This window comes from Sphingomonas sp. R86521 (assembly GCF_042466235.1).
Taxonomy (GTDB): Bacteria; Pseudomonadota; Alphaproteobacteria; order Sphingomonadales; family Sphingomonadaceae; genus Sphingomonas.
Genome location: NZ_JAXHBY010000001.1, coordinates 672,170 through 685,859 on the forward strand (window position 1 = coordinate 672,170; position 13,690 = coordinate 685,859).

General features: G+C 67.6%; 21 protein-coding genes. 7 read left to right on the forward strand and 14 right to left on the reverse strand.

Going from position 1 to position 13,690, the window contains the following annotated elements:
* Window positions 1-30 precede the first annotated feature (30 nt).
* The 5 genes from SJY20_RS03265 to hisB all read right to left on the reverse strand — a co-directional run bounded on the left by SJY20_RS03265 (window position 31) and on the right by hisB (window position 3,736).
* On the reverse strand, window positions 31-618 hold the full coding sequence (locus tag SJY20_RS03265; RefSeq protein WP_380785170.1) for a TMEM175 family protein: 588 nt from the start codon (window positions 616-618) through the stop codon (window positions 31-33).
* Window positions 619-782: 164 nt separating this feature from the next.
* Window positions 783-1,556: an imidazole glycerol phosphate synthase subunit HisF gene (gene hisF, locus SJY20_RS03270; protein ID WP_380785171.1), complete on the reverse strand. Its 774-nt coding sequence runs from the start codon at window positions 1,554-1,556 to the stop codon at window positions 783-785.
* 259 nt (window positions 1,557-1,815) lie between these two features.
* Window positions 1,816-2,550 (reverse strand): 1-(5-phosphoribosyl)-5-[(5-phosphoribosylamino)methylideneamino]imidazole-4-carboxamide isomerase, encoded by a 735-nt coding sequence (gene hisA / locus SJY20_RS03275; protein WP_380785172.1) that lies wholly within the window; start codon window positions 2,548-2,550, stop codon window positions 1,816-1,818.
* Window positions 2,547-3,152 carry an imidazole glycerol phosphate synthase subunit HisH gene (hisH, locus tag SJY20_RS03280; protein WP_380785173.1) on the reverse strand — a complete coding sequence of 202 codons (606 nt, stop codon included), beginning with the start codon at window positions 3,150-3,152 and terminating at the stop codon, window positions 2,547-2,549. Before hisH ends, hisA begins: the two co-directional genes overlap by 4 nt.
* Window positions 3,149-3,736 carry an imidazoleglycerol-phosphate dehydratase HisB gene (gene hisB / locus SJY20_RS03285; protein WP_380785174.1) on the reverse strand — a complete coding sequence of 196 codons (588 nt, stop codon included), beginning with the start codon at window positions 3,734-3,736 and terminating at the stop codon, window positions 3,149-3,151. The genes hisH and hisB overlap by 4 nt, the downstream gene beginning before the upstream one ends.
* Window positions 3,737-3,806: 70 nt before the next feature.
* Here hisB and SJY20_RS03290 point away from each other — a divergent pair, with 70 nt between their 5' ends.
* The 5 genes from SJY20_RS03290 (at window position 3,807) to gmk (ending at window position 7,144) form a co-directional block, all read left to right on the forward strand.
* Window positions 3,807-4,292, forward strand: a complete 486-nt coding sequence (locus SJY20_RS03290) for an SspB family protein (RefSeq protein ID WP_380785175.1) — start codon at window positions 3,807-3,809, stop codon at window positions 4,290-4,292.
* Window positions 4,293-4,443: 151 nt separating this feature from the next.
* On the forward strand, window positions 4,444-5,835 hold the full coding sequence (gene fumC, locus SJY20_RS03295) for a class II fumarate hydratase (RefSeq protein ID WP_380785176.1): 1,392 nt from the start codon (window positions 4,444-4,446) through the stop codon (window positions 5,833-5,835).
* A gap of 178 nt (window positions 5,836-6,013) precedes the next feature.
* Window positions 6,014-6,226 carry a hypothetical protein gene (locus tag SJY20_RS03300; protein WP_380785177.1) on the forward strand — a complete coding sequence of 71 codons (213 nt, stop codon included), beginning with the start codon at window positions 6,014-6,016 and terminating at the stop codon, window positions 6,224-6,226.
* Window positions 6,223-6,423, forward strand: coding sequence for a hypothetical protein (locus SJY20_RS03305; protein ID WP_380785178.1), 201 nt, complete (start codon window positions 6,223-6,225; stop codon window positions 6,421-6,423). Before SJY20_RS03300 ends, SJY20_RS03305 begins: the two co-directional genes overlap by 4 nt.
* A 70-nt stretch (window positions 6,424-6,493) precedes the next feature.
* Complete coding sequence (gene gmk, locus SJY20_RS03310) at window positions 6,494-7,144, forward strand: guanylate kinase (protein WP_380785179.1); 651 nt, start codon at window positions 6,494-6,496, stop codon at window positions 7,142-7,144.
* Between the two features lies 1 nt (window position 7,145).
* On the opposite strand, the gene SJY20_RS03315 is transcribed toward gmk, so the two are convergent.
* The 7 genes from SJY20_RS03315 to SJY20_RS03345 are packed head-to-tail and all read right to left on the reverse strand — an operon-like array spanning window position 7,146 to window position 11,677.
* Complete coding sequence (locus tag SJY20_RS03315; RefSeq protein WP_380785180.1) at window positions 7,146-7,832, reverse strand: ATP12 family chaperone protein; 687 nt, start codon at window positions 7,830-7,832, stop codon at window positions 7,146-7,148.
* Window positions 7,829-8,044 (reverse strand): hypothetical protein, encoded by a 216-nt coding sequence (locus SJY20_RS03320; protein ID WP_380785181.1) that lies wholly within the window; start codon window positions 8,042-8,044, stop codon window positions 7,829-7,831. The genes SJY20_RS03315 and SJY20_RS03320 overlap by 4 nt, the downstream gene beginning before the upstream one ends.
* Entirely contained in the window at window positions 8,041-8,700 is a 660-nt protein-coding gene (locus tag SJY20_RS03325) for an HAD-IA family hydrolase (RefSeq protein WP_380785182.1), read from the reverse strand. Before SJY20_RS03325 ends, SJY20_RS03320 begins: the two co-directional genes overlap by 4 nt.
* Entirely contained in the window at window positions 8,697-9,287 is a 591-nt protein-coding gene (locus tag SJY20_RS03330; RefSeq protein WP_380785183.1) for an FMN-binding negative transcriptional regulator, read from the reverse strand. The genes SJY20_RS03325 and SJY20_RS03330 overlap by 4 nt, the downstream gene beginning before the upstream one ends.
* Entirely contained in the window at window positions 9,287-10,522 is a 1,236-nt protein-coding gene (locus SJY20_RS03335; RefSeq protein ID WP_380785184.1) for a pseudouridine synthase, read from the reverse strand. Before SJY20_RS03335 ends, SJY20_RS03330 begins: the two co-directional genes overlap by 1 nt.
* A complete protein-coding gene (gene crcB, locus SJY20_RS03340; protein ID WP_380785185.1) occupies window positions 10,519-10,893 on the reverse strand; it encodes a fluoride efflux transporter CrcB in 375 nt (124 codons plus the stop codon). Before crcB ends, SJY20_RS03335 begins: the two co-directional genes overlap by 4 nt.
* 55 nt (window positions 10,894-10,948) lie before the next feature.
* Window positions 10,949-11,677, reverse strand: a complete 729-nt coding sequence (locus SJY20_RS03345) for a hypothetical protein (protein WP_380785186.1) — start codon at window positions 11,675-11,677, stop codon at window positions 10,949-10,951.
* Between the two features lie 122 nt (window positions 11,678-11,799).
* Between SJY20_RS03345 and SJY20_RS03350 the strand changes: the two genes are divergently transcribed.
* On the forward strand, window positions 11,800-12,021 hold the full coding sequence (locus SJY20_RS03350; protein WP_380785187.1) for a hypothetical protein: 222 nt from the start codon (window positions 11,800-11,802) through the stop codon (window positions 12,019-12,021).
* A 36-nt stretch (window positions 12,022-12,057) separates the two neighbouring features.
* Here SJY20_RS03350 and SJY20_RS03355 read toward each other — a convergent pair whose 3' ends face one another.
* Entirely contained in the window at window positions 12,058-12,483 is a 426-nt protein-coding gene (locus SJY20_RS03355) for an OsmC family protein (protein WP_380785188.1), read from the reverse strand.
* 89 nt (window positions 12,484-12,572) lie between these two features.
* Entirely contained in the window at window positions 12,573-12,872 is a 300-nt protein-coding gene (locus tag SJY20_RS03360) for a glycine zipper 2TM domain-containing protein (RefSeq protein ID WP_380785189.1), read from the reverse strand.
* A gap of 139 nt (window positions 12,873-13,011) precedes the next feature.
* On the opposite strand from SJY20_RS03360, the gene SJY20_RS03365 reads away from it, so the two are divergent.
* On the forward strand, window positions 13,012-13,653 hold the full coding sequence (locus SJY20_RS03365; RefSeq protein ID WP_380785190.1) for a trimeric intracellular cation channel family protein: 642 nt from the start codon (window positions 13,012-13,014) through the stop codon (window positions 13,651-13,653).
* Window positions 13,654-13,690 lie beyond the last annotated feature (37 nt).

Consider the following 13,690-nt stretch of genomic DNA (forward strand, 5'->3'; position numbering starts at 1 on the left):
GTAGTGTTGTATTTGGGCAACACAAGAGTGTCAGGCCGATAGCGCGCGTTCCACCCGGCGGTCCGGCACGAACCACAGCAGCGCGACCGCGACATAGATGGCGATCGCAGCATAGGGTTCGACGAACGACACCGCGATGCCGAGCATATACAATATGATCGAGGCCTTGCCCTTGCGATCGCGTCCGAGTGCGTCGGCCAAGGGTGAGCCCGGACCGTCGTGGCGCGCGAGCAATGTCGCGAGCAGCTGATAGGCGATCGCGGTCATCAGCAGGATCGCGCCATAGCTCGCGACCGGGGCGACGGCGCTGTGCGTCTCATCGATCCAGCCGGTGACGAACGGGATCAGCGACATCCAGAACAGCAAATGCAGGTTCGCCCACATGATCGGCCCGGTCACCCCGCGGGCCGCCTGGAACAGATGATGATGGTTGTTCCAGTAGATCCCGACATAGGCGAAGCTGAGCACGTAGCTCAGCAGCATCGGCGCGATCGGGAGCAGGTCGGGAAACCCGGCGCCGTGCGGGACCTTCAGTTCCAGGACCATGATCGTGATGATGATCGCGATGACGCCGTCGCTGAACGCCTCGATCCGACCCTTGCCGATGACGGCGGCCATGGTCAGCGGTGTCTCGCCGTGGAGATCGGGGTCCGACTGGCCGCTTGGGCGAGCGGGGTGAGCCCCGGCATGATGATCGCGAACGGCATCGGGGTCTCCCTGGTTCGCGCGACCCTAGGCGTGCGAATTGGGCACGCCAACTCCCCGATGCGACGTGAAGATGGTCAGGCGGCGCGTAGCGGCCGGCGTACCGGAATTCCCGCGGCGGCCAGCGCAGCATGTGCGTCGCCGATCGAGGCCTGGCCGAAATGGAAGATCGATGCCGCGAGCACCGCGCTCGCATGGCCGTCGCGGATGCCGGCAACCAGATCGTCGAGCCCACCGACGCCGCCACTGGCGACGACCGGAACGCTGACACGATCGGCGATCGCGCGGATCAGGTCGAGGTCGTAGCCGCTACGGGTGCCGTCGCGGTCCATCGAGGTGACGAGCAGTTCGCCAGCGCCGAGGTCTGCAAGTCGCAGCGCGTGGGCGACGGCGTCGATCCCGGTCGCGCGCCGGCCGCCATGCGTGAAGACCTCCCAGCCATTGGCAACCCGGCGGGCGTCGACCGAAGCGACGCAGCATTGGCTGCCGAACCGTTCGGCGATGTCGGCCACGAGTTCGGGGCGCTCGACCGCGGCGGAATTGACCGCGACCTTGTCCGCGCCGGCCAGCAGCAGCGCGCGGGCGTCCTCCGCGGTGCGCACGCCACCGCCGACCGTCAGCGGCATGAAGCATACCGCGGCGGTCCGGCTGACCACGTCCAGGATCGTGCCGCGGCCTTCGTGGCTGGCGCCGATATCCAGGAAGCATAGTTCGTCGGCGCCGGCTGCGTCATAGGCGCGGGCCTGTTCGACCGGGTCGCCGGCGTCGCGCAGTTCGACGAAGTTCACGCCCTTCACGACGCGGCCGTCGGCGACGTCGAGGCAAGGGATGACGCGGGCTCGGACGGTCATGTGTGGGTCCAGAAGAGGTTTTCACGCGGAGGCGCGGATACGCGGAGACGCGGCGGAGCCGCTAAGAATGATTCACGCAAAGGCGCAAAGGCGCGAAGAGTGAGCAGAAGATCGGTTTGACCTACGCTCTTCTCACTCTTCGCGCCTTTGCGCCTTTGCGTGATCATGTTCCTGCCTGCGGCGCCGCACTCTAGTCCACGTGCTCCGCGGCTGTGCGCACAATCACTATCTCCGCGTCTCCGCGCCTCCGCGTGAACCCTCATGCCGCTGACGCCACGCTCAGCGCGGCGGCAAGGTCCAAGCGGCCATCGTAGAGCGCACGGCCGGTGATGACGCCTTCGATGCCGTCCCTCGCATGCAGCGCGAGGACGTGGATCTCCGCGATGCCCTTGACGCCGCCGCTGGCGATCACGGGGATGTCGACCGATCGTGCCAGGTCGACGGTCGCCTCGACGTTGCAGCCCTTGAGCATGCCGTCGCGGCCGACGTCGGTGAACAGCAACGATGCCACGCCCGCATCCTCGAAGCGCCGCGCGAGGTCGACCGCGCTGGTGGTCGAGACGTCGGCCCAGCCCTTGGTCGCGACCATGCCGTCCTTGGCGTCGACCGCGACGACGATGCCGCCTGGGAAATCCTTTGCGACGCCGCGGACGAAATCGGGGTCCTCCAGCGCCGCGGTGCCGATCACGACGCGCGACACGCCTAGGTCGAACCAGCCCTCGACGCTGGCGCGCGTGCGGATGCCGCCGCCGAGCTGCACATGGCCGGGGAACTGTGCGACGATCGCGCGGACCGCATCGCCGTTGACCGAGGCGCCGGCGAACGCACCGTCGAGATCGACGACGTGGAGATGCCCGGCGCCCTGTTCGGCGAACAGCATCGCCTGCGCGGCGGGATCGTCGCCATAGACGGTCGCGCGGTCCATATCGCCCTCGGCGAGGCGGACGACCTGGCCGCCCTTGAGGTCGATGGCGGGGAAGACGATGAGGCTCACGGGCGCCACTCCAGAAAACGTTCGAGCAGGGCCAGGCCGTAGCGCTGGCTCTTCTCAGGGTGGAACTGCACGCCGATCATGGTGTCGCGGCCGATCGCCGCGGTGACCGCGCCGGCATGGTCGGTGGTCGCGATGACATCGCTTCCCTCGAATGCGAAGCTGTGGAGGAAATAGGCCTCGCCGGGTTCGATCAGCGCGTGCGCGGTACGGGGCACGACGTCGTTCCAGCCCATGTGCGGGACCTTCGCATCCACCGTGCCGGGTTCGAGCCGCCGGACGCGGCCATGGATCCAGCCGAGTCCGGCGTGCGTGCCCATTTCCTCGCCGGCGTCCGCCATCAGCTGCATGCCGACGCAGATGCCGAGGAACGGCGTGCCATCGGTGCGGACGCGGCGGTTCAGCGCCTCGACCATGCCGGGCACCGCGCGCAGGGCTGCGGCGCAGGCGCCGTACGCGCCGACGCCGGGCAGGACGATGCGGTCGGCCTTCGCGACGACATCGGCGTCGGCGGTCACAACCAGATCGGTGCAGCCCGCGGTGCGCAGCGCGTTCTCGACCGAGTGGAGGTTGCCTGCGCCGTAATCGATCAGCGCGAGGGTCAAAGGATCCCCTTCGTCGACGGGATCGCGTCGGCCTTGCGCGGGTCGATCTCGATCGCGGTGCGCAGCGCGCGCGCGACACCCTTGAATGCGGCTTCGGCGATGTGGTGGTTGTTGGTGCCGTACAGCGTCTCGACGTGCAGCGTGATCCCGGCGGCCTGCGCGAAGCTGTGGAAGAAATGCTCGAACATCTCGGTGTCCATGCCGCCGAGGCGCGGCTGCGAGAATCCGCCGCGCCAGACCAGCCACGGCCGGCCCGAGATATCGAGCGCGACACGGGTCAGCGTCTCGTCCATCGGCGACAGCGCGTCGCCGTACCGGGTGATGCCACGCTTGTCGCCGAGCGCCTGCGCGAACGCCTGGCCGATCGCGATTCCGGTGTCCTCGACGGTGTGGTGCTCGTCGATGTGCAGGTCGCCCTTGGTGCGGACGGTGAGATCGATCAGCGAATGCCGCGAGAGCTGTTCGAGCATGTGATCGAAGAAGCCGACGCCGGTCGAGACGTCGTAGACGCCGGTGCCGTCGAGGTTGACGGTGACGTCGATCGCCGTCTCGGCGGTGGAGCGGGAGATCGTGGCGGTGCGCATGACTCCCCCATAACGCACGCGTCGGCGCATGCAATCTTGACCCTCCTCCGAATGGCGCTACCCAAGGCGCATGAATGAAGGCCTTACCGATAGTCTGATTCCGTACGACGAGATCGTCCAGGAAGCCCTGCGTGCCGTGGTCGGCCGCGTGCTCGGGTCGGTTGCGGAGGCCGGTGGCCTGCCCGGCGAGCATCATTTCTACATCACGTTCAAGACCCAGGCGCCCGGCGTCGACATCCCCAAGCGGCTGATGGAGCGGTTTCCCGACGAGATGACGATCGTGATGCAGAACCGCTATTGGGATCTGGTGGTCGACGACGAGCGGTTCTCGATCGGGCTGTCGTTCAACCAGGTGCCGTCGAAGCTGGTGATTCCGTATTCGGCGATCACCGGGTTCCAGGATCCCGCGGTCAGCTTCGAGCTGCGCTTCCAGGCGCAGGAGGGTCCGGACGATGGCCCCGGCGGTCATGATGCGGCGGAGAATGACGGGCCGACGGTGACGCCGGCCGAGGATGGTTCGAACGTGGTGTCGGTCGACTTCAAGCGGAAGAAATAGTTCTTTCCTGACGGGAGGGAGACAGCCCCCGTCGTCGTCCCGGGATCCAGGGTTACGGAGCGCAACGCATTCGACCCTGGATCCCGGGACGAGCCCGGGATGACGAAGGGGGTGAGATGGACCCTAACGCCGCCCCGGCGGTTCCTCATTTATGACCAACACCCGCACCGAAACCGACTCGCTCGGCCCGATCGAAGTCCCCTCCGACGCCTATTGGGGCGCGCAGACCGAGCGCAGCATCGAGAATTTCCCGTTCGGCGCGCGAGAGCGGATGCCGATCGAGATCGTCCACGCGCTGGCGCTGGTGAAGCAGGCGGCGTCGCGCGTGAACCGCGCGCATGGGCTGTCCGCAGACAAGGCCGACGCGATCGAATCGGCAGCGGCAGAGATCGTCGCGGGGACGCTCGACGACCAGTTCCCACTGGTGATCTGGCAGACCGGCAGTGGCACCCAGTCGAACATGAACGTCAACGAGGTGATCGCCGGACGCGCCAACGAAGTGCTCACCGGTGCGCGCGGCGGCAAGTCGCCGGTCCATCCCAACGACGACGTCAACATGAGCCAGTCGTCGAACGACAGCTTCCCGACCGCGCTGCATGTCGCAGCGGCGCTGGCGGCGACGCACCGGCTGTTGCCGGCACTGCAACGGCTGGAGGACGCGCTGTTCGCCAAGGCGGCTGCGTGGGACGACATTGTCAAGATCGGCCGGACGCATCTGCAGGACGCGACGCCGCTGACGCTGGGGCAGGAGTTTTCGGGCTATGGCGCGCAACTGAAACTGGCACGGGTGCGGATCGAACCGTTCGTCAGCCACGCGCTGGCGCGGCTGGCGCAGGGTGGCACCGCGGTCGGCACCGGGCTGAACGCGCCAGCGGGGTTCGGCGAGGCGTTCGCAAAGGAGATCAGCGCACTGACGGGGTTCGCGTTCGAGACCGCGCCGAACAAGTTCGAGGCGCTGGCGAGCAACGACACGCTGGTCGATTTCTCGGGACGACTGAACAGCTTGGCGGTCGCGCTGACCAAGATCGCCAACGACATCCGCTTGCTGGGCTCGGGTCCGCGGTCGGGGTTGGGCGAACTCGACCTGCCCGCCAACGAACCCGGCAGTTCGATCATGCCGGGCAAGGTCAACCCGACGCAGTGCGAGATGCTGACGATGGTCGCAGGCCAGGTGATCGGCAACACCATGGCGATCACCGTCGGCGGCATGCAGGGGCATCTGGAGCTCAACGTCTTCAAGCCGTTGATCGGCGCGAACGTGCTGCGGTCGATCGATCTGCTGAGCGTCGCGATGGAGTCGTTCGCGGAGCGTTGCGTCGACGGGATCGAGCCGAACCGGGCGCGGATCGCCGAACTGGTGGATCGGTCGCTGATGCTGGTCACCGCGCTGGCGCCGGAGATCGGGTATGACAACGCGGCGAAGATCGCCAAGCATGCGCATGCCGAGGGTCTGACGCTGAAGGAGGCGGGGCTGGCGCTCGGGTTGGTCTATGCGGAGACGTTCGACCGTGTGGTCAGGCCGGAGGATATGCTGGGGCGCTAAATCCTTCCCTTCGAGGGGAGGTGGCAGTCCGTAGGACTGACGGAGGGGTGATCCACCGTCGATAGGGCGACACCCCTCCGTCTGGCTACGCCAGCCACCTCCCCTGGAAGGGGAGGATTGGTCGGAACGGATTTGCTCGCCGATCGCTTCTGGTGGCAACGCAAAAAGGGAGTTCGACATGGGTGCGACGACGATAGGGGCGCTGATCGGCGCAGGGATCGATTCGATGAGCGGCGACGACGGCAACGCCGACGGCGCGATCATCGGCGCGATTACCGCCAATGTGCTGAAGATCGTGGTGCCGATGGCGGTGACCTATGCGATCGGCTGGGCCGTTCTGCGCGGCGCCGCGGAACTCAAGGACCAGGTTTTTGGCGAGGTGAAGGCATGATCGGACGGATTATCAGCGCATTGGTCGGTCGCGAAATGGGCCGCCGCGAAGGTGGCAGCGGCACCAAGGGTGCGATCGCCGGCGTTGTCGCGATGAGCGCGATGCGGCGTATGGGCCCGCTCGGCCTGCTGCTGGGCGGCGGGTATGCGGCGAAGAAGGCGTATGATCGCAACAAGGCGCGCAAGAACGGGTATTGATTCACTTTAGGAAAGACTGACGGGCCGTCGATGGGTTGACGCCCATGGGCGGCCCGCGGCAAAGGCGCGCATGCCCCATAGCATTCAGTCCGATCTCCATGGCTTTCGCCGCCGCGGTGTGTTGTTCGTCCTGTCCTCGCCGTCCGGCGCCGGCAAGTCGACGATCGCGCGCAGATTGCTCGCCGACGAACCCGAACTCGCGATGTCGGTGTCGGCGACGACGCGCCCGATGCGACCCGGCGAGGTCGAGGGCAAGGACTACCACTTCGTCGACCTGGAGGAATTCCGTCGCCTGGTCGCCGAGGATGAGTTCCTGGAATGGGCGCACGTCTTCAACCACCGCTACGGGACGCCCAAGGGCCAAGTCGAGGCGATGCTGGCGGCCGGGAAAGACGTGCTGTTCGACATCGATTGGCAGGGTGCGCAGCAGCTTTTCCAGATTTCCGGGGCCGACGTGGTCCGGGTCTTCATCTTCCCGCCGTCGATGGAAGAGTTGCACCGCCGCCTGACCAGCCGGGGGACCGACACCACTGAGGTCATCGAGGCACGCATGGCGCGCGCGGCGAACGAGGTCAGCCACTGGGACGGCTATGACTATGTGCTGGTCAACGACGACGTCGACAGCTGCATCCGCGGCGTGAAGACGATCCTGGCGGCGGAACGGCTCAAGCGATCGCGCCAGCAGGGCCTGATCGGGTTCATCCGCCGCCTGACGCGGTAGGCTAGCGGGCAAGCAGCTCCAGGAACGTCACGGCGGAGTCGAATTCGCGGCGTCTGGCCGCGCGCGACTGGGCCTCTTGCCAGTCCTCGCCCCACATCTCGACCGACCAGTCCTCGTCGATCCCGGCGGCATTCCACGCGGTGTCGGCATCGATCCGCCGCTCGATGAGGGCAAGCGCGATCACCAGCGACCCGGTCAGCGTTACCACCGTCGACAGCCCGGCAAGCGCGAAAATATCGAACGCGGCTGCCGCGGCACCTAGTCGCGCGATCGTTGCGGGCGGCTGTGCCACGTGCATGACGCCCGCGGTGACGGCGAAATGGACGTCATAGCGGGTCGCGGCCCAGTCGAGCATCGGATCCCAGGCGACGGCCTGCCGCTCGACCAGCGGTGGTGGTCCCTCGGCGCGGTAGCAGAGCAGGTCGCTCTCGGCATAACGCGCGAGGCCCGCTGCGAAGGATACCGGCTCGGCGGCGATCGGGTCGGTCGCCGCGTTGGCGAGCCCGGTCAGCGGCATCGTTCGCGGGTCGATATCGGTGCCGACCGCACGCCATTCCTCCGCCACCGCCTGGGCCAGCGCATCGGTCGGGAGCGCGAGCGGCCGCTTGCCGGGGGTGCGTACCGGCTTGCCGTCGAGCGTGACGATGCGGTCGGCGTCGATCCCGACGTCGGTCCAGAACCGCTTCATGCGTCGGGCGTCCGCCAGCGATGCGCGAGCGCCTTTGGCACCACCGCGATCAGCAGCAGCGCCGACAGCACGATCGCGACGCCCAGCGCCTTTTGCGGCCACGCATAGGCGCGTGCGATCAGCACGAGGCCGAGCATCGCGCCCGCCGTCCCTGCAATCCGCACGCCGACCAGCGCCAGCCAGCGACCCTGTGCCTGCCGGTCGTCGGTCATGGCCGGATCATCAGGCGAGGCAGTTCTGAGACCGCCTGTGCAACGACATCGGCGCCAGCATCGGACAGTTCGTGGACGCCGTGATAGCCCCAGGCGACACCGACTGCACGCGCGCCGGCTGCCCGGGCCATCGCCATGTCGAAACTCGTATCGCCGATCATCGCGGTTTCCTCGGCGGTGGCCCCGGCCTCGGCCATTGCTGCGCGCAGCATCGTCGGGTTGGGTTTGGATGGGTGCCGATCCGCGGTCTGCAGCGTCACGAAGCGATCGGTGATCGCGTGGTGTTCGAGGATATGCGCGAGCCCGCGATCGGACTTGCCGGTCGCGACACCGAGCACCCAGCCGTCTTCGACCAGCGTGCGGAGGACATCGGCGATGCCGTCGAACAACGGTTCGTCGGCCAGTCGGCCGTCCGTGCGCATCGCCCGGAAAATCTCCTTGTAGCGCTCGGCGAGCATGCGGTGGGTCGCGTCATCGGCTTCGGGAAGCAGCACGCACATCGCCTCGACCAGGCTCAGCCCGACGATTCTGCGGATTGCCGCGCGGGGCGGGGGGATGAGCCCGGACTGTTCGAACGCGCTCTCGCAGGCGACGCAGATGTTCGCCTGGCTGTCGACGAGCGTCCCGTCGCAATCGAATACGGCAAGGCGGGTCATGCCATCGCCTCGGCGAGGTCGGTGTTGCCGCATGCGTTCAAGCCAGCAATGATGCCAATGCGATCCCCCGGGGACTTGTTCTGGCTGAGCTTCGTGGTGCCGCGGATCGCCGTTACCGCAACCTCGAACCCGCGGATGCCGCCGCGCATGCGTGCGAACACGGTCTCGTCCATCTTGTCCTGCGACCAGGGGTTATCGGGATTGACGCGGGGTTCGTGGAACCGGGCGAGCGCGTCGAGCTGTTCGACCAGCGCCGCATCGTCGATCGCGTGCGCGACGCCGTCGATCTCGATCGCATCATAGTTCCAGGTCGGCACCTGATTGGTGTGGTCGACATACCAGTTGGGGCTGACATAGCCGTGAGCGCCGACGACGCTGACGAGCACGGTGGCGCCGTCGAGATGCGCGGTCGCGCGATTGCCGCGGGCGACGTGAAACTGCAGCCGGCTTCCGGCCTGTGTCACCGGCGCGTGAACGACCATCGGCCCCTGATCGGTGACCACGACGATGTGCGCGAAGCCGATCGCGGCGGCGGCTTCGAGCGACCGGATGTCATTCTCTGCCCGGAAGGCCGGGTTGGGATGCATCAGCGCTTGGCCCCACCCTTGGGGCCTGATTTCGGTGCGCCCTTGGGCTTCACGCCGCCGGGCGTGCCCGCCTTCGCGCCACCGGTCCGCGCGCCGGCGCGGGGTTTGTCGTCCTGCGCGCCGCGGCCACGGCGTTCGCCGCGATGTTCCTTGCGCATCACTTTCGAGTGCGCCTTGGCGCGGCTCTTCAGCTGATCCTTGGACATCGGCGTCTTTTCCTCGAGCACCAGCGCGTCGCCGAGCTTCTCGTCGAAGCCCAGCTGGACGAGGCTTTCGGCGAAGTGCGTCGGCAGCCCGGCGGTGACGTCGATGCCGCCGCCATCGGGATGGTCAACCTTGATGCGGCGCGCATGCAGATGCATCTTCCGCGAGATGCCGCCGGTCAGGAACGCCGCCGCGCCGCCGTATTTGCCGTCGCCGACGATCGGATGGCCGATCGCCGCCATGTGCACGCGCAGCTGGTGGGTGCGGCCGGTGAACGGCTGCAGCTCGACCCACGCGGCACGATTGCCGGCGCGTTCGATCACGCGGTAGCGGGTGCGGGCTGGTGCGCCCTCGGCCTCGTCGACGTGCATCTTCTCGCCGCCGGTGCCGGGTTGCTTGGCGATCGGCAGTTCGATCATGCCGTCCTCGATCGACGGCACGTCGACCACCAGCGCCCAATAGACTTTTCGCGCGGTGCGGCCCGAGAACGCCTTCGCGAAGAATGCCGCGGCGCGGCTGGTGCGTGCGACGAGCAATGCGCCCGAGGTGTCCTTGTCGAGGCGGTGGACCAGCTTGGGCCGGCCCTCGTTGTCGTATTGCAGCGCGTCGAGCAGGCCGTCGACATGCTGCGTGGTCTTGGTCCCGCCCTGCGTCGCGAGGCCGGGGGGCTTGTTGAGGACGAACGCCTGGAAATCCTTGTGGATCACCATGCCCTGCGCGAGTTCGGTTTCCTCGTCGGACAGGATCACGCGTTCGCGGACGCGCTTGGGCTTGTCTTCGTCGGCGCTGGCTTTGTCGGCTTCGGGCGGGGGGACGCGGAGCATCTGGCCGGCGGCGATGCGGTCGCCGGGCGTCGCGCGCGCGCCGTCGACGCGGAGCTGGCCGGTGCGCGCCCACATCGCCACGGTGGTGAAGCTGGTGTCGGGCAGGTGCCGCTTGAACCAGCGGTCGAGGCGGATGCCGTCGTCGTCGAACCCGACATTGTATTCGCGGACGCCGGCGTCCTTGCTGTCGCTCTTGCCCGCGGTCATGCGACGGTCCTCGTCAGCGCCAAGCCGGCGAACAACGCGGCGATCGAGCCGATCACGGAGACCAGCACATAGCCGAGCGCTACGGTGAGCTGGCCGCGTTCGATCAAGGTCACCGCGTCGAGCGAGAACGACGAGAACGTCGTGAACCCGCCGAGCACGCCGACGCCGAGCAGCAGCCGCCAGGTCTCGCCGCCGTTCGCGGCACGTGCGAGCGCACCGACCAGCGCCCCCATCAGCAGGCCGCCGATCAGGTTCACGGCGAGCGTGCCATAGGGAAAATCGGGTCCGAACAGCGACAACGTCGCGCGGCCCGTCAGATAACGCGCGCCGGAGCCAAAGGCACCGCCGAGCATGACATACAGGAGAGACATGGTGCGCCCGTAGCGCGAATCGCGCGGCGGCGGAAGTCGCGCGTCCAGACTCCCGTCAGATCCCGGCGTTGGAGACCAGATCGACGTCGCTGCCGCCGCCCTTGCGGGCCGTGACATAGACGACATAGGCGTCTTCGCCGCGGGTGCCGCCCAGGACGTGCTGCGCGCCGTCGGTGCGGTGGCCGGCCGAATAGCCCGCCGCATTCGCCTTGGTGTAGTAGAAGTCGAGCAGGCGATCGACGTTGGCGCTGCTTACGAAGCTGACGACGCGGAGGCGGCACCCGTTCTGGTCGGCGCCAGCGGCTTCGGACAGCCGCGCGTCGGGATAGAGCGGCAGGTCGGCCGGCAAGCGGTTGGCCCAGCCGGCGCTGTAGCCGATCGCATCGGCGCAGGCGGCGGTGCGGCGATTGGCCTGGCGTTCGGCGAGCGCACCGAGCGTCAGCGCGCCCTTGGCGGCCTTGCATTCGGGGCAATCGTTGCTGGCGGCCGGCGCCTTCTTCAGCGTGGCCGGGTCGGTCGGGTCGGTCCGTGCGGCGACCCCGTCGGGCGGCACGGCGCCGCTGACGGGGCGGGGCGGCGGGCGGACCGCATTGCCGTTGGAGGATTGCGCGAGCGTCGGGTCGACCATGATCTGGTCGGCGAGCGCCGCGGTCAGCGCAGGGTCGCGGGCATTGCTCGCACCGTTGGTCAGTTCGGCGTCGAGGCTGTTGAGATCCTGCTGGGCGGCGGGCGTCTTGCCGCACGCGACGAGGGCAAGCGCGAGCAGGGGGAGGGCGCGAATCATGGTCATGGCGCCGACCATAGCGGGAAGGGCGTCAAAAAAGCGTTTGCGTGGTCGGCGCGGCGCGGATGCCGGGTCAGTCCCCGAGACTTGCTCGCGACCGAGCCACGCGCCATATCCCGCGCATGCTCAATCTTGTCTCGATCCTCATCGGCTTCGTCACCCTCGCGCTGGGGCTGGTCGCGTTCATACCGCTGCTCGGCTGGATGAACTGGCTGGTCATCCCGATCGGGATCGTCGGCGCCGCGGTGGGCGCGCTGTCGTCGAGCAACGCCGGACGCAACCTCAATATCGTGCTGATAATCATCTTCGCGCTGCGACTGATGCTGGGCGGCGGGATCATTTAACCCGGCCCTCCCCGGCGGGGAGGGCCGGATACGGGGTCAGGCGAGCGTGTGCTCAAGCGTGATCTCGCAATTCAGGACCTTCGACACCGGGCAGTTCGCCTTGGCGTCCTTGGCGATCGCCTCGAACTCTTCCGGCGTGATGCCGTCGACCTGCGCGTTCAGCGTCAGCGCGGACTTGGTGATCGTGAAGCCGTCGCCGTCCTTGTCGAGCGTCACCTTGGCGCTGGTCTCCAGCGTGCCCGCCGAATAGCCCTTGCCCGCGAGCGCGAAGCTCAGCGCCATCGTGAAGCAGCTGGCGTGTGCGGCGGCGATCAGTTCCTCGGGGTTGGTGCCGGGCTCGTTCTCGAACCGCGTGTTGAAGCCGTAGGGGCTGTCGGCGAGAACGCCCGACTGCGTCGAGACATGGCCCTTGCCGTCCTTGCCAAGGCCTTCGTATTTTGCCGAACCACTGCGTGTCGTCATGGAAACTCTCCAAAAGAAAAGGGCACTCGCGACTGATGTCGCGAGTGCCCCGATAGTTCCGTCGCCCGGGCGGACCCGGGCTGGGCCGGTTAGCGGCAGCGACGGTCGTTGTTGCTCGAACCCTTGTCGATCGCGCGACCGGCGAGGCCACCAAGGACCGCGCCGCCGAGCGTGCCGACCGTGCGGTCGCCGCGGGTGTCGACCGTGCGGCCGAGCAGGGCGCCACCGACGCCGCCGATGATCGTGCCGGTCGTGCCGTTGTTCTTCTTACAATAGACGCGGCCATCGCGCCCGCGCCATTCGCGGCGTGCTTCGGCGGACGAAACCGGGACCAGCATCGTCGGCAGGACCATCGCGGTGCAGCCAAGGGCCAAGATCATCTTACGCATAATATACTCCCGTTTGGAAAAGAACTGAGATCGTAACGTCGGGTGTTTACCCTCGGTTGCATGAACCTGAAACAACCGCACGTTCAGGAAGCGAAAGGGTTCCGTCGCGCGCGCATTCGTTCTGGGGTAGGAGGCCGGAATGTTGCCTACGCCGATCCTTCCCCACATGATCCTGCCGGTCGCCGCGCCCTGGGCGGACCTAGCGGGGCTTGCAGTCTTCGCCGCCTCGGGTGCGCTGGCGGCGGCGAAGCGCGGGCAGACCGCGGTGACGCTAGCCTTCTTCGCGCTGATCACCGGGGTTGGTGGCGGCACGGTGCGCGACCTGCTGATCGGGGCGCCGGTATTCTGGGTCCATGACGCGCGCGCCGCCGCGGTATGCCTGGCGATGGCGCTGCTGATCTGGATGACGCCGGCGCGGTGGTGGAAGGACGAGGCGCTCGGCTGGTTCGATGCGGTCGGGTTGGCGGCGTACGCGGTGTACGGCGCGTCCAAAGCGATGCGGTACGGCATCCCGCCGGTGCCCGCGGCGGTGATGGGGGTGATCACGGCGTGCGTCGGCGGAATCATCCGCGACGTGCTGGCGGGCGAGCCGTCGATCCTGATGCGGCCAGAGCTGTACGTCACCGCCGCCGCGCTGGCCTCGGCGACCTATGCCGCGCTGATCTTGCTGGGGTTGCCGCCGGCCTGGGCGGCGGTGGTCGGTGCGAGTGCGGGGTTCAGCCTGCGCGCCGTGGCGATCCGGTTCCACCTAGCGCTGCCCGCTTATAGCGGGCAGCGCTAGGTGAAAACCGGTCGATCATAACCCGTACGTTATCCCA